Here is a 14,173-nt window from a genome sequence, read left to right on the forward strand (position 1 = left end):
CAGTTGGAAGAACGGGACACCCCCAAGGGGCGGGTCCTATATGCGCGCATCGAACGCCCGGGCCGCCCCGCAGCCGAGATTGTCGCGGAGGTGCTGGAACGGACCATCCGCAATTTCCCTTGGCCCAAGTCCATGCGCTGGGGTTCGGGCTCCCTGCGCTGGGTGCGGCCGCTCCATTCCATCCTCTGCATCATTACGGCAGAGGACGGCACAGCCGAGATCGTCCCGCTGGAGATCGACGGCATCGCGGCGGGCGACCGGACCGCGGGGCACCGTTTCATGGCACCCGACGGTTTCGCGGTCACGGGGTTCGAGGATTACGAACGCCGCCTGAAACGCGCCCATGTCGTGCTCAGCGCCGAAGACAGGGCCGAAACCATCTGGAACGACGCGACGAACATGGCCTTTGCCAGCGGCATGGAAGTGGTCGAGGATCGTGGCCTTCTGGCCGAGGTTGCGGGCCTCGTTGAATGGCCCGTGGTGCTGATGGGCCGGATCGGGGATGCGTTCCTCGATCTTCCGCCCGAGGTGCTGCAAACCTCCATGAAGGAGCATCAGAAGTTCTTTTCGGTGCGCAACCCCAAGACGGGCCGGATCGAACGGTTTGTCACGGTCGCGAACCGGGAAACTGCCGATGACGGCGCCACGATCCTAGCCGGGAACGAAAAGGTCCTTTCGGCCCGGCTGTCGGATGCGAAATTCTTCTGGGAAAATGACCTGCGCCAAGTCCACGCAGAGGGCTTTGAATCCATGGCCGCACCGCTGGCGGATGTAACCTTTCACAACAAGCTGGGCAGTCAGGCAGAACGGATCGCCCGTATCGCGATGCTGGCGCGCGAAATCGCGCCGCAGGTCGGCGCCGATGCGGAACGCGCGCAGCAGGCGGCAGGGATCGCCAAGGCGGACCTGTCGTCTGAAATGGTCTATGAATTCCCGGAATTACAAGGACTTATGGGCCGTTATTACGCCGAGGCCGCCGGCCTGCCGCAGGTGGTCGCGAACGCAGCGCAATACCATTACGCGCCGCTCGGCCCGTCGGACGATGTGCCAGCCGAACCCGTGACCATCGCCGTGGCACTGGCGGACAAGCTGGATACCTTGGCCGGGTTCTGGGCGATCGATGAAAAGCCCACCGGCTCAAAAGACCCCTTTGCGCTGCGGCGTGCGGCGTTGGGCGTGATCCGGCTGGTGTTGGGAAACGATCTGAAGCTCGCGCTCGCCTCCGAAGGCGGTCCGCTTGTCAAGGCGCGCGATGCCATTGCGACGGGCACGGGCGATGCCGCCGCGGATGTGGCCGACCTTCTGGGCTTTCTGCATGACCGGCTGAAAGTCTACCTGCGCGATCAGGGCATCCGCCATGATGTTATCGACGCCTGTATCGCCATGCCCGGGAACGATGATCTCGCGCTACTGGTCAAACGGGCCCGCGCCCTTTCCGAAGTGCTGGGGACGGACGATGGCGAAAACCTTCTGCAGGGCTTCAAGCGGGCCAACAATATCCTGACCCAGGCGGAGAGCGCGGACGGCGTGGAATATTCCTTCGGCGCCGACCCGAAGTTCGCTGAAAAGGACGAAGAACGCGCGTTGTTCTCTGCACTGGATACCGCCGAGGGCCAGATCGCGGCGGCACTGGAGCAGGAGGATTTCGCGGCGGCGATGCAGGCCATGGCGGCCCTGCGTGCGCCCATCGATGCCTTCTTCGAGGCGGTGCAGGTCAACGCGGACAACGCCACCGTGCGGCGCAATCGCCTCAACCTGTTGAGCCGCATTCGCACGATCTGCCTTGGTGTTGCGGATCTGACCCGGATAGAGGGCTGACAACGCCGCGTCTGCGGTAGGAGCGGGCCCCTTTTTCTTGCCTGCCCGGCAATCTGTCCTATGCTGCGCCGAAACCGAAAGGTGCTGCAGTGCAGAATGATTCAGATATCGTCCTTGTGACGCCCTCGGCGCCCATCGCCAACGATACTCATGGGGGCCGTGCCAAATGCCTTCAGCGGCTGGTGCGGCTGGATTTGCCTGTGCCGCCTACCGTGGCGCTGTCTTTCGATGCGGTGCACCGGATCGCGCAGGGGGACATGCCCGATATCGCCGCTGTTGTCGGGGCTTTTCCCAAGGGCGCGCTCATGTGTGTGCGCCCCTCCAGCCAGGATCCGGATTGGGGCGGGCCGGGGGCCGTGCTCAACATCGGCATGAACGATGCCTGTTTCGACCAGTTCCGCGAAAGCATCGGCGAAGGGCCCGCCGCCGCGCTCTATACGCGTTTCGTGCAATCCTATGCCGTGAACGTGGCCCGGCTCGATCCCGATATGTTCGACGAGGTGCAGGGCGACGGGCGCGATGCGCTGCGTGCCTCGCTGCAGGCCTATGAGGCAGAGACCGAAGAGGAATTTCCGCAGGACCGCGCTACGCAGCTGGCCGCCGTGCTGCGTTCGATGGCGCGCGCGTGGGAGGGGACCTCGGCCCGGCTGTTGCGGCAGGCCAAGGGCGCGCCTGCCGATGCCGGTCTGGGGCTGGTCGTCCAGCAGATGGTGTTCGGGGTGGGCACCGGGCAATGCGGATCGGGCGTGTTGCAACTGATCGACAGTGCCACCGGGCTGGCGCAGATCACGGGCCGCTACCTCAGCCAGTCGCAAGGTCGCGATGCGCTCGAAGGGGATGCCGCGGCGCTCTACCTCACGCGGGATCCGCGCGGCCCCTCGCTGGAGGAACTGGCCCCCGACGCCTTCGCGGAACTCAAGGAGGACGCCGCGCTGATGCGGCAGCGCCTGCGCGAAGAGATGCAGGTCGAATTCGTGATCGAGGATGGCAAGCTGCATATACTCGACGGGGTGCGCGTGGCGCGGTCTTCCCGTGCCGCGGTACGGATCGCCGTTGCCCTGGCGCAGGACGGGGTCATCACCCGCGAAGAGGCCGTGATGCGGGTACAGCCGCGCACGCTGACGGAGCTGTTGCACCGTCAGGTGTCACCCACAGCGCGGCGTGACCTTATCGGGCGGGGGATCGCCGCAAGCCCGGGGGCCGCCACGGGGCGCATCGTCTTTTCCGCCGCCGATGCACAGGCTTTCGCCTCGCGCGGGGATGCCTGTATTCTCGTCCGGCGCGAAACCAGCCCCGAGGATATTCGCGGCATGCATGCCGCGCAGGCCGTTCTGACCGAACGCGGCGGGATCACCAGCCACGCGGCGGTAATCGGGCGCGGCATGGGGCTGCCCTGCGTGGTGGGCGCGTCCAACATGCGCTTCAACCTCGCGAAAAAGCAGATCACCGCTGCCGATGGGCGCGTTTTCGTCGGCGGGGATATCATCACCGTCGATGGCTCCACCGGGCAAGTGCTTGCCGGAGAGGCGGAGATGCAGGAAGCCGCGCTCGACGATACCTTTCAGGAATTGATGGACTGGGCCGAGGACATCGCCGACATCGGCATTCGCGCCAATGCCGACACCCCTGCGGATGCCCAGACCGCGCGCAATTTCCACGCGCATGGGATCGGGCTCTGCCGGACGGAGCATATGTTCTTCGATCCCAGCCGCTTGATCGTGATGCGCGAAATGATCTTTGCCGAATCCGGCGAAGACCGGCGCGCGGTGCTGGAACGTCTGTTGCCGATGCAGCGGGACGACTTTACCCAGCTTTTCCGCATCATGCAGGGCCAGCCCGTCTGCATCCGGCTTTTCGATCCGCCGCTGCATGAATTCCTGCCCATGGACAAGGCGGGCCAGCGCGAACTGGCCGAAGCGCTCGGCCTGCCGCTCAGCAGTGTCACCCGCCGCATCGATGCGATGACCGAGTATAACCCCATGCTGGGCCTGCGTGGCGTGCGGCTTGGCATCACGGTGCCCGAGATCTATGAAATGCAGGCCCGCGCGATCTTCGAAGCGACGATCGAAGCCAGCCGCGACGGGGAACCGGTGGTGCCGGAGATCATGATCCCGCTGGTATCGGCACGGCGGGAGGTCGAGCTTGTAAAGACGTCTGTCGATTCGATTGCCGCCGCCGTGCGCAACGAACGGGACGCCAGCTTTACCTATCGCCTCGGCGTGATGGTGGAAACGCCCCGCGCCGCGCTGCGCGCCGCCGAAATCGCCCCCCATTGTGCCTTTCTCAGCTTCGGCACCAACGACCTGACCCAGATGACCTATGGCCTCTCTCGCGACGACGCGGGCCGCTTCATGTCGGACTACGTGCAGCAGGGTGTCTACGCTGAGGATCCCTTTCACGTGCTCGATACGGATGGGGTGGGGGAACTACTTCAACTGGGGGCGGAGCGTGGCCGCAAGGCGCAGCCGGGCATCACGCTTTCCATCTGTGGCGAGCATGGCGGCAACCCCGAATCGATTTCCTTCTGCCGGGAATCGGGGTTCGACTACGTTTCATGCTCTCCGTTTCGCGTCCCGGTTGCGCGGCTCGCTGCGGCCCAATTGGCGATACGTCACAAAATAGGGTAGGGGCGCACTTACCAACACGCAACAAATAGCTCACGTGCGCGGGATTTCGCGTAACATAATCGCTCGGGTTTACCCAAGGGATCGAGTTCTTTAAGCGGCCCGAAAGCCGCACTTAGATAACGAGAGGACCCATGCGTTTGTTCCCGATCTATTTTCTGCCCCTCCTCGCAGTCGCCGCCCTGACTCTGGGCGCCCCTGCCGAAGCCAACTCCGGCAAGGCTCTCGACCTTGCCCGCATCGAAGCGGAGGGTCTGGAATCGGTGGGCAGCGACCGTCTCAAGCAGCTCGTGGCGCAACCCAAGGCTGAAAAGAAATCGGTGCAATTTTCCCGCGCATGGATCGATCGGCAGCCCAAGGCCTCCGGCAGCGACGAATGGCAGTGCCTTGCCGAAGCGCTCTATTTCGAAGCGCGCGGTGAAACGGTCAAGGGCCAGTTCGCCGTGGCGGAGGTGATCCTCAACCGGGTTCGCAGCAAGCGCTTCCCCGGCACGCTTTGCGGCGTCATCAATCAGGGCACTGGCAAGAAATACCAGTGCCAGTTCACCTATACCTGCGATGGCCACAAGGAAGTCATCGCCGAACCGCGCGCATTTGCCCGTGTGGGCAAGGTTGCCCGGGCAGTGCTGGACGGAAAGGCCCCGCGCATTACCGACGGTGCCACGCATTATCACACCACCGCGGTCAGCCCGAACTGGTCAAAGGTTTTCACCCGCACAGCCAAGATCGGCGTGCATCTCTTCTACCGCGAGGGCGTGCGCACAGCGTCGAACTGACGCCGCGTTTCGACACTGGCACGGCGCCTCCGTTCTTGCTAGGCAGGCGCCCAGCGTCACCTTGCCCGTGGCGAAGCTATCGAAGGCCCGTGCCATGCCGCCCTCCGAAGTCCGCCTTGCCTTCGCGCATCCTTCTGAACGTGCGAATGCCACCGCCGGGTCCGAGCCGCTGGACCGCATTTCGCTGCGCGACCATATCGTCGAAGTCGAGATCGGGGCCTTTCAGGCCGAGCGCGGCGTCACCCAACGTATCTGCTTCAACGTCGTCGTGGAGGTCCGCCCCCTCACGGAGCCGGTGGACGACGATGTCGACCGCATCCTGAGCTATGACCGCGTGACCGAAGCGATTGCGTCCGAACTGAAGGACGAAAGGCTCAACCTTCTGGAAACTCTGGCTGAACGGGTGGCGGATCGGATCCTGAACGAACCGCAGGCCGTCCGGGTTTTCGTTCGCATCGAAAAGCTGGATCGCGGGCCGGGCGCACTGGGGGTGGAAATCGTGCGCGCCAAGGATGAAGGCTGGTCCGCCGACCGGGCTTTCGCTGGCGGCACCCATCCCGAACTCGTCTACCTCAGCAACGCGGCGATTGCGTCGCCGTACCTACCCGGCTGGCTGGATCAGCTCGAAGCGATCGGGCGCCCGGTGGTGATCTGCGTGGGCCCCGCCGATACGCCCGCCCCGCAGGTGCCGCACCGGATGGCGCAGCGCCGGATCGACCTGCTGGCCATCGAACAGAACGCATGGGTGCTTGCCGCCCGCGACGACCGTTGCGTGGTGGTTGAAACCCGTACCGAACTCGACTGGGCCATGAAAAACGGCCAGACCTGTGTCTGGGCGCCTTCCAAGATCGTGCTGGATGCCGTCGATACGCCCTCTGCCCAGCCGCGCGACGCCGTTGCGCTGGCCGCGTGGTTCGCGGCAACCTTCGACGCCGAAGAGATGCTGGTCATCGGGGCGGACGTGCCCAGCGGCGCCTCCGTGCCGCTGCGCGCCGTGCCCGCCACGGCGGAGCGTCTTTAACACCATGGCCACCCTTTATTACCGACCGCTGGTTCAGATCGGTCCTGCCCGGCCCGAGCCTGCCTTGCCACTCGCCGGGGGCTGGGGCTGGTTCACCGACGTCGAGGTGCTGCGCAGGGATGCGCCGCCCTCTTTCCTGCCCGCGAGGGCCCTGCCGCCGGATGTGGCCGCACAGCTCACCGAACCACGGTCGGAAATTGCGGGCCTTGGCATGAACCGCCCGCGCATCATGGGTATCCTCAACGTCACACCTGACAGTTTTTCCGACGGCGGGAAGGACGCCCATGCCGCGGCTGCGGTCGAACGCGGCCGCGCCATGCTGGCGGCAGGGGCCGATATCCTCGATATCGGTGGCGAATCGACCCGCCCTGGTGCAGTGACCGTCCCGGAGGAGGAGGAAATCGCCCGGGTCGTCCCGGTTGTCGCCGGGTTGCGGGCAGCCGGGGTCGGGGGGGTGATCTCCGTCGATACGCGCAAGGCGGCGGTTGCGCGCGCAGCGCTCAATGCAGGGGCCGATCTGGTAAACGATGTCTCGGCGCTCAGCTACGATCCGGCCATGCCGGGCCTTTGCGCCGAACGGGGCGTGCCCGTCTGCGCCATGCACGCCAAGGGCACCCCGGAAGACATGCAAAACGATCCGCGCTATAACGACGTGGTGCTGGATGTCTACGACGCCCTCGCCGCGCGGCTGCAGGCGCTGGAGCATGCGGGCATCCCGCGTCGGCGCATCATCGCCGATCCGGGTATTGGTTTCGGCAAGACGCGCGCGCACAACCTTGCTTTGCTGGCCCGGCTGGGCATCTTTCATGGGCTGGGCGTGCCGCTTTTGCTGGGGGCCTCGCGCAAGGGCTTTATCGGAACGATAGGCAAGGCCCTACAGGCGGCGGATCGAGCACCGGGTTCCATCGCCGTGGCTCTTGCGGGCTTCGCGCAGGGCGTGCAGATGGTGCGGGTGCATGATGTGGCCGAAACGGTTCAGGCCCGCGCGCTCTGGCAGGCGTCGGTGAGCGGATATTTTGAAGAGACGAACGAGGATTGAATGACGAAACTGTTTGGCACCGACGGCGTGCGTGGCACGGCGAACCTCGCTCCGATGACGGCGGAAACCGCCCTGCGCATCGGCGCTGCCGTGGGTCGCTATTTCCGCCGCGATGGCGGCGGTTCGCATCGGGTGGTGATCGGCAAGGATACTCGCCTCTCGGGCTATATGTTCGAAAACGCGCTGACCGCCGGGCTGACCAGCACTGGCATGAACGTATTGCTGCTGGGCCCTGTGCCCACACCGGCGGTGGGGCTTCTGACACGTTCCATGCGCGCCGACCTCGGCGTGATGATCTCTGCCAGCCACAATCCGGCGCATGACAACGGCATCAAGTTCTTCGGCCCGGACGGGTTCAAACTGTCCGATCAGGCGGAAAGCGAGATCGAAACATTGGTGGCCGAGGGGGTGGAACCCACCGGCGCGGGCCAGATCGGTCGCGCCAAACGGATCGATGACGGGCGCTTTCGCTATGTGGAGCGGGTGAAATCCTCCTTCCCGCGTCAGATGAGCCTCGATGGGCTCAAGGTCGTGATCGACTGCGCGAACGGGGCCGCCCACTGCGTGGCGCCGGAAACCCTGTGGGAACTGGGGGCCGAGGTCATCAGCACCGGCGTTTCCCCGAACGGCCACAATATCAACGACGGCTGCGGCTCCACCCACCCGGAGGAGGCCGCGCGCCTTGTGGTGGAAAGGGGCGCTGACGTGGGCATCTGCCTCGACGGTGATGCCGACCGGGTCATCCTGATCGACGAAAAGGGCCGGGTGGGCGACGGCGATCAGTTCATGGCGCTGATGGCCGCCCGCTGGGCCGCGGAAGAGCGCCTCGCCGGAAATGCGCTGGTGGCCACGGTGATGAGCAACCTCGGGCTTGAGCGGTTTCTCGAAGCGAAGGGCCTGCGGCTGGAGCGTACCAGCGTCGGTGACCGCTATGTCGTCGAGCGGATGCGCGAAGGTGGCTTCAACCTCGGCGGCGAACAATCGGGCCATATCGTGATGACCGACCACGCCACGACGGGTGACGGGCTGATGGCGGGGCTGCAGTTCCTGGCCGAGATGATCCGCTCCGGCAAACCTTCCTCCGAATTGCTGGCGCAATTCGAGCCGGTGCCGCAACTGCTGGAAAACGTCCGCTTCGGCGCCGGGCAGGCCCCGCTCGAAACAACCGTGGTGAAATCCGCCATTGCCGAGGCCGAGGCGCGGCTGAGCGGGGGCGGGCGGTTGCTGATCCGCAAATCCGGTACGGAACCGCTCGTCCGCGTTATGGCGGAACATGAGGATGCCGACCTCATGGCGCAATCGGTACGGCTGGTCGTCGATGCGGTGACGGACGCGGTGCGCGTCTGACGCAGCAAGCTTTCAGGCGTCGGCCCGGTTCGGGGCGGCGGCGGTATCCGCTCGCCCTGCGCGCTTGCTGCCGAAAAGACGGCGCAGCGCCCCGTATTGGCTGACCGCGACGCCGATCAGGATCAACCCCATCGCCCAGATGAGCGAGGGGGGCAGCGGTTCCGACAGGATGAGAGCGCCCAGCACCACGGACCACACCGGCACCTGATAGTTCACGAGGCTCATGAAGACCGGCCCCGCGCTGCGCACCACTAGCACCCGCAGGAAATTCGCGGCCGCCGTGGGAACAAGCCCGAGGAAGGCCAGCACCCAGAGGATATCCCCCTCCGGCACAGGCGGCACGCCTTCCACGGCCAAAGCCAGCGGCAGGCTGAAAAAGGCACCGATGATCAGCAAAACGCTGGCAAGGCCAATCGGATCGACCGAAGGCAAGCGCCGCATCAGGATGGAGCCGACCGCATAGCATCCCGCCGCCGCCACGCAGGCGATCCGGCCCGGTGTCTCCAGTGCGGTACCGGTGGAGTCGAAAGCCTGCGCGCCGATCAGCACGACGACGCCTGCGAAACCGATCACGAAACCGATGCCCCGCCGGGGGGTAAGCCGTTCCCCCGGAACGAAGAAATGCGCCAGCGGCAGCACGATGAGCGCGACGGAAGCCATCGAAACCCCGGCGAAGCCGGCGGTCACATATTGCTGACCCCATGCCAGCAGCGCAAAGGGCACGGCGGAACTGACCGCGCCGATGGTCACCAGTGCGGCCAGATCGCGGCGCGCCGGGGGTGCGTCGAAAAGGGCGAAGCCGCGCAGGCTCCAGACCGCAGCCATGACCACGGCGGCGAAACCGACCCGCGAAGCCGCCACCCAGAAGGGCGTCACCCCAGTGAGCGCGATTTCGGTCACCAGAAATGTCCCGCCCCAGACAAAGGCCAGAAGGGCGACCATGGCCCAGCTTGCGGGCGTGATCCGGGGCTGCGGCGTCATGCGAGACGGTCCTTTGCGTGTGCCGGTTCGTGAAACGCGAAGGGCCCCGGCGGTGCCGCCGGGGCCCTCGAGGCGGGCCAGAAGGCCCGCCCCACCTGTCCAATCTGGATCAGTTCTTGGCCTTGTCCACCATCTTGCCTGCGGAAATCCACGGCATCATCTCGCGCAGTTTCTGGCCGACCTGTTCGATCTGGTGTTCGTCGTTGATCCGGCGAGTGCCCTTGAAGAAGGGCTGGCCCACGGAATTTTCCTGCATGAAGTCACGCACGAACTTGCCGCGCTGGATATCGTCCAGAACCGCTTTCATCCGGGCTTTCGTCTCATCGTAGGGCAGGATGCGCGGGCCGGAGACATATTCGCCGTACTCCGCGGTGTTGGAGATCGAGTAGTTCATGTTGGCGATGCCGCCTTCATAGATCAGGTCCACGATCAGCTTCACCTCGTGCAGGCATTCGAAATAGGCCATCTCGGGGGCATAGCCCGCTTCGACCAATGTCTCGAAACCCATGCGGATCAGTTCGACCAGACCACCGCAGAGAACCGCCTGTTCACCGAAGAGGTCGGTCTCGCATTCCTCGCGGAAGTTCGTTTCGATGATGCCCGAACGCCCGCCGCCGATGGCCGAGCAATAGGACAGGCCGATTTCCAGCGCCTTGCCGGAGGCATCGTTATGCACCGCCACGAGGCAGGGCACGCCGCCGCCCTTGGTGTATTCGCCGCGCACGGTGTGGCCGGGGCCCTTGGGGGCCATCATGATGACGTCCACGCCTTCCTTGGGTTCGATCAGGCCGAAATGCACGTTCAGACCATGGGCAAAGGCAATGGCGGCACCTTCGCGGATGTTGTCATGCACGTATTTGCGGTAAGTCTCGGCCTGAAGCTCGTCGGGCATGGTGAACATGATCACATCGGCCCATGCGGCGGCTTCGGCGATTTCCATGACCTTGAGGCCCTCGCCTTCGGCCTTCGCCTTGGAGGCGGAACCTTCGCGCAGGGCGACGACGAGGTTCTTGGCGCCGCTGTCGCGCAGGTTGAGCGCATGGGCATGGCCCTGGCTGCCGTAGCCGAGGATCGCGACCTTCTTGTCCTTGATGAGGTTCACGTCGCAGTCGCGGTCATAGTAAACGCGCATGATTTGGTCCTTTCGGGATGTATTGGTGTCTCTCTGGCTGCGCACCATAGTAATCCGACCGCGATTGGCCATTGGTATTTCATGAGTATTTGTGAAAGGGTGAAGAAGTTTATGCGCGAAACTTGCAAAAGACGTAAAATCAATGCTCGATGACCTTGATCGGCGTATATTGCGGTACTGGCAGGCCGATCCCAGCCTCACGCCGGGGGAACTGGCCGAGCGCAGCGGCTCCACCCCCGGACGGGTGGCGCGACGTATCGCGCGGCTTGAGGATCGTGGCATCGTCAAGGGGGTCGCGGGCGTGGTGGATTGGGCCGTGCTGGGCTATGCGGTGGAAGTATCGCTGAGGATCACGCTGGACAAGACGCAGCCCAATGCCTTCGACGAGTTGATGGCCGAGGCGCGCAAGGTGCCCGAGGTGATCGAGATGCAGACCTTTCTGGGCCGGGTGGACCTGCGCCTGTCGGTCATCGCGCGGGACATGGCCCATTATCAGGACATCTATCGCAGCCGTATTCTGACCCTGCCGCATATCGCCGATATCGAGGCGCTGATGCATGTGGCGCGGATCAAGTCGAAGGAGACATTGCCGCTGTGATCGCGCTCGATGAGACCGACCGGGAATTGATCCGCGCGTTGATGCGCGACGCGGCCCAAAGCACCGCGGCGCTGGGGCGGGCGCTGGGCCTGTCCCAGCCCGCCACATGGCGGCGCATCCGCCGGCTGGAGGAGGCGGGCGTCTTTGCGGGACGGCGTCTGCGGCTCGATGCCGAGGCGCTGGGGTTCGGGGTGACCGTGTTTCTGGGGGTAAAGCTGGCCCGGAAGGGGCGGGTGAGCCTTGAGGATTTCGAACGGGCCGTGGCCGCCATACCCGAGGTGCAGACGGTGGAACATGTTCTGGGGCTTTATGATTACCGCCTGCGCGTGGTGGCGCGCGACCTGCCTGATTTTGAACGGGTTCTGCGGCGGCGGATCATGACCTTGCCGGGTGCCGGTGAAGTGGAAGCCAATGTGCTGCTGAGCGAGGAACGGCTTGCGGGTCCGCTGTGACCGGGGCAAGCTGCGCCGTGGCGATCAAACAATGGAGTATGAGATGAGCAAGGTTGACCCTGACGGATTGATGGAATTCTCGGTGGTGTTCACCGACCGCTCGCTCAATCACATGTCCGCCGCGTTTCAGGAGGTGATGCGCGACATCTCCTCTATGCTGCGCAAGGTCTATAACGCCCATGCGGTCGCCGTCGTGCCCGGGGGCGGCACCTACGGCATGGAAGCGGTCGCCCGGCAATTCGCGCGCGGGGCGGAAGTGCTCGTGGTGCGCAACGGGTGGTTTTCCTATCGCTGGAGCCAGATCATCGAGACAGGAGACCTGACCGGCAATGCGACGGTGATGGCCGCCCGTCCCACGGGTAACACCGCGCCCAGCCCCTTCGCGCCCGCCGCCATTGAAGAGGTCACCGCCGCCATCCGCGAACGGCGCCCCGCGATGGTCTTTGCCCCGCATGTGGAAACCTCGGCTGGGGTCATTCTGCCGGACGATTACCTGACCCAGCTGGCCGAGGCGGCCCATGAGGTGGGTGCCTTGCTGGTGCTGGATTGCATCGCCTCGGGCAGCGCGTGGATCGACATGGAAGCGCTGGGCGTGGATGTGCTTATCTCCGCCCCGCAAAAGGGGTGGAGCGCGTCGCCTTCCGCCGGGTTGGTCATGCTTTCGGCCCGGGCAGAGGACAAGTTGGCCGAGACCGCATCGGACAGTTTCGCGCTCGATCTGGCGAAATGGCGCAGTATCATGAAAGCCTATGAGGGCGGCGGCCATGCCTATCACGCCACCATGCCCACGGATGCCCTGCGCGGGTTCCGCGATGCCATGCGCGAAACGATGGATTTCGGGCTGGAGGAGGCCCGCGACGCGCAGTGGCGGCTGGGCGACGGGGTGCGGCAGATGCTGGCGCGGCGCGGGGTCGTTTCGGTTGCGGCGCAGGGGTTCGGCGCGCCGGGCGTGGTTGTGGGCTATACCGATGACCCGGAGGTGCAGTCGGGCCGGGCCTTTGCCGCCGAGGGCATGCAGATCGCGGCGGGCGTTCCGCTGCAGGTGGGGGAGCCTGCGGGCTTCAGCACCTTCCGGCTGGGTCTTTTCGGTCTGGACAAGCTGCGGGACGTGGATGCCACGCTGGCCCGGATGGAGCCTGTCATCGACAAGGTGTTGGGCAAACCCAAGGCCGAAGCCGGTTAACGCAGGCCAAGGCCCATCTGCATCAGCAGGCGCCGTACCGGTGCCATGGAATAGAGCGCATCAAGCCCCAGCGCGCGGGCATCCCGCGCCAGCGGGCTGGAGGCCTGGCTTGCGCGGTTGAGCAGGTCGATCCCCTGTATCCGCAGGGAGACCTGTGGATGGCGCTTGCTGTGATAGGTTTCCAGCAAGGTGACGTTGCCCGGATCGATCCTGTCGGATTGCGCCAGTTCCAGCAAGGTCGCGAGGTCTGCAAGGCTCAGGTTCAGGCCCTGCGCGCCGATGGGTGGCAGCACATGCGCGGCCTCTGCGATGAGTGCGACCCGTTCACCGGACATCCGCGCCGCCTGTTGGCTGATGATCGGCCAGAGCGCGCGGGGACTGGCCAGCGTAAGCGGCCCGAAGATATGGCTGCTGCGGTCGGTCATCTCCGCTTCAAAGGCGGCGGGGTCCAGCTTTGACCGGCGGACCTGTTCCGGGCCGTCATCCATCCAGACCACAGCGGAGCAGGGCATGCCGCCCCGGTCCGGCAGGGGCACCAGCGTGAAAGGACCGCCCGTGCGATGCACCTCTGTCGAGACATCGTTGTGAGGAATGGGATGGGTGACAGCGAAGGCCAGCGCCTTCTGCCCGTAGCGGCGGGTGCTGACCGGGATGCCCGCAGCCTGCCGCATGGGGCTGTCGCGACCGTCCGCCGCCACGACGAGCCGCGTGCGGATACGGCTGCCGTCATCGAGTGTGACGCGCGCCTCGGTGGTGCGCGCCAGTAGACCGGCGGCGCCGACGCCGGGGCGGAACCGGACGGTGTCAAGCTCCCCCAGCCGGGCCACCAGCACGCGGCGCAGCAGCCAGTTGGGAAAATTCCAGCCGAAGGGTTGGTCCGATATATCGGCGGCATCGAATTCGCGTACAACGCGGGCGCGCCCGTCCTCCCCGCCCGCATCGATGATACGCATCACCTGCAGGGGGGCGGCCTCCGGCGCGAGCGCCTGCCACAGGCCCGCGGCTTCCAGCACCTGCCGGGCCGGTTGCAGCAAGGCGGTGGAGCGCATGTCGGCACCTGTGGCCTCGCCATCTGTCACCGGGGCCGCGGGATCGACGCAGAGGACCGAAAAGCCCGCGCTGCCGAAAGCCGCCGCCGCCGTTAGCCCGGCGATACCTCCGCCGGAAACCACAATGTCGAAATCTTCGGTCATACCGCCCAC

At 65.3% G+C, this 14,173-nt stretch carries 12 protein-coding genes; 9 read left to right on the top strand and 3 right to left on the bottom strand.

Annotated elements, in window-relative coordinates:
• The first annotated feature begins 3 nt into the window (after positions 1-3).
• The 6 genes from glyS (at position 4) to glmM (ending at position 8,625) form a co-directional block, all read left to right on the top strand.
• Complete coding sequence (gene glyS / locus A3728_RS20810; protein ID WP_082858023.1) at positions 4-1,818, top strand: glycine--tRNA ligase subunit beta; 1,815 nt, start codon at positions 4-6, stop codon at positions 1,816-1,818.
• 89 nt (positions 1,819-1,907) lie between these two features.
• Positions 1,908-4,445, top strand: coding sequence for a putative PEP-binding protein (locus A3728_RS20815; protein WP_201722261.1), 2,538 nt, complete (start codon positions 1,908-1,910; stop codon positions 4,443-4,445).
• 131 nt (positions 4,446-4,576) lie between these two features.
• The gene (locus A3728_RS20820; RefSeq protein WP_067928250.1) at positions 4,577-5,218 is read left to right on the top strand and encodes a cell wall hydrolase; all 642 of its coding nucleotides are present in this window, start codon (positions 4,577-4,579) and stop codon (positions 5,216-5,218) included.
• A 94-nt stretch (positions 5,219-5,312) separates the two neighbouring features.
• Entirely contained in the window at positions 5,313-6,239 is a 927-nt protein-coding gene (locus A3728_RS20825; RefSeq protein ID WP_067928254.1) for a dihydroneopterin aldolase, read from the top strand.
• A gap of 4 nt (positions 6,240-6,243) precedes the next feature.
• Positions 6,244-7,278: a dihydropteroate synthase gene (gene folP, locus A3728_RS20830; protein WP_067928257.1), complete on the top strand. Its 1,035-nt coding sequence runs from the start codon at positions 6,244-6,246 to the stop codon at positions 7,276-7,278.
• A complete protein-coding gene (gene glmM, locus A3728_RS20835) occupies positions 7,279-8,625 on the top strand; it encodes a phosphoglucosamine mutase (RefSeq protein ID WP_067928260.1) in 1,347 nt (448 codons plus the stop codon). It begins immediately after the preceding gene.
• 12 nt (positions 8,626-8,637) lie between these two features.
• Here glmM and A3728_RS20840 read toward each other — a convergent pair whose 3' ends face one another.
• Both A3728_RS20840 and ilvC read right to left on the bottom strand, forming a co-directional pair.
• On the bottom strand, positions 8,638-9,606 hold the full coding sequence (locus A3728_RS20840) for a DMT family transporter (protein WP_067928263.1): 969 nt from the start codon (positions 9,604-9,606) through the stop codon (positions 8,638-8,640).
• A 109-nt stretch (positions 9,607-9,715) separates the two neighbouring features.
• On the bottom strand, positions 9,716-10,738 hold the full coding sequence (gene ilvC, locus A3728_RS20845) for a ketol-acid reductoisomerase (protein WP_067928266.1): 1,023 nt from the start codon (positions 10,736-10,738) through the stop codon (positions 9,716-9,718).
• A 142-nt stretch (positions 10,739-10,880) separates the two neighbouring features.
• Here ilvC and A3728_RS20850 point away from each other — a divergent pair, with 142 nt between their 5' ends.
• The 3 genes from A3728_RS20850 to A3728_RS20860 are packed head-to-tail and all read left to right on the top strand — an operon-like array spanning position 10,881 to position 12,971.
• On the top strand, positions 10,881-11,336 hold the full coding sequence (locus A3728_RS20850) for an Lrp/AsnC family transcriptional regulator (RefSeq protein ID WP_067928268.1): 456 nt from the start codon (positions 10,881-10,883) through the stop codon (positions 11,334-11,336).
• Positions 11,333-11,788 (top strand): Lrp/AsnC family transcriptional regulator, encoded by a 456-nt coding sequence (locus A3728_RS20855; protein WP_067928271.1) that lies wholly within the window; start codon positions 11,333-11,335, stop codon positions 11,786-11,788. The genes A3728_RS20850 and A3728_RS20855 overlap by 4 nt, the downstream gene beginning before the upstream one ends.
• 43 nt (positions 11,789-11,831) lie before the next feature.
• A complete protein-coding gene (locus A3728_RS20860; protein ID WP_236627993.1) occupies positions 11,832-12,971 on the top strand; it encodes an aminotransferase class V-fold PLP-dependent enzyme in 1,140 nt (379 codons plus the stop codon).
• Here A3728_RS20860 and A3728_RS20865 read toward each other — a convergent pair.
• Entirely contained in the window at positions 12,968-14,164 is a 1,197-nt protein-coding gene (locus tag A3728_RS20865) for a UbiH/UbiF family hydroxylase (RefSeq protein WP_067928338.1), read from the bottom strand. The genes A3728_RS20860 and A3728_RS20865 overlap by 4 nt on opposite strands.
• Positions 14,165-14,173 lie beyond the last annotated feature (9 nt).

The sequence above is a fragment of the Sulfitobacter sp. HI0040 genome (assembly GCF_001634885.1).
GTDB lineage: Bacteria > Pseudomonadota > Alphaproteobacteria > Rhodobacterales > Rhodobacteraceae > Sulfitobacter.

Excerpts from the sequence above, each read along its gene's own strand:
- ilvC (WP_067928266.1), bottom strand. The coding sequence starts at position 10,738 with ATGCGCGTTTACTATGACCGCGACTGCGACGTGAACCTCATCAAGGAC.
- glmM (WP_067928260.1), top strand. The coding sequence starts at position 7,279 with ATGACGAAACTGTTTGGCACCGACGGCGTGCGTGGCACGGCGAACCTC.
- A3728_RS20850 (WP_067928268.1), top strand. The coding sequence starts at position 10,881 with ATGCTCGATGACCTTGATCGGCGTATATTGCGGTACTGGCAGGCCGAT.
- A3728_RS20825 (WP_067928254.1), top strand. The coding sequence starts at position 5,313 with ATGCCGCCCTCCGAAGTCCGCCTTGCCTTCGCGCATCCTTCTGAACGT.
- A3728_RS20840 (WP_067928263.1), bottom strand. The coding sequence starts at position 9,606 with ATGACGCCGCAGCCCCGGATCACGCCCGCAAGCTGGGCCATGGTCGCC.
- A3728_RS20865 (WP_067928338.1), bottom strand. The coding sequence starts at position 14,164 with ATGACCGAAGATTTCGACATTGTGGTTTCCGGCGGAGGTATCGCCGGG.
- folP (WP_067928257.1), top strand. The coding sequence starts at position 6,244 with ATGGCCACCCTTTATTACCGACCGCTGGTTCAGATCGGTCCTGCCCGG.
- A3728_RS20860 (WP_236627993.1), top strand. The coding sequence starts at position 11,832 with ATGAGCAAGGTTGACCCTGACGGATTGATGGAATTCTCGGTGGTGTTC.
- A3728_RS20820 (WP_067928250.1), top strand. The coding sequence starts at position 4,577 with ATGCGTTTGTTCCCGATCTATTTTCTGCCCCTCCTCGCAGTCGCCGCC.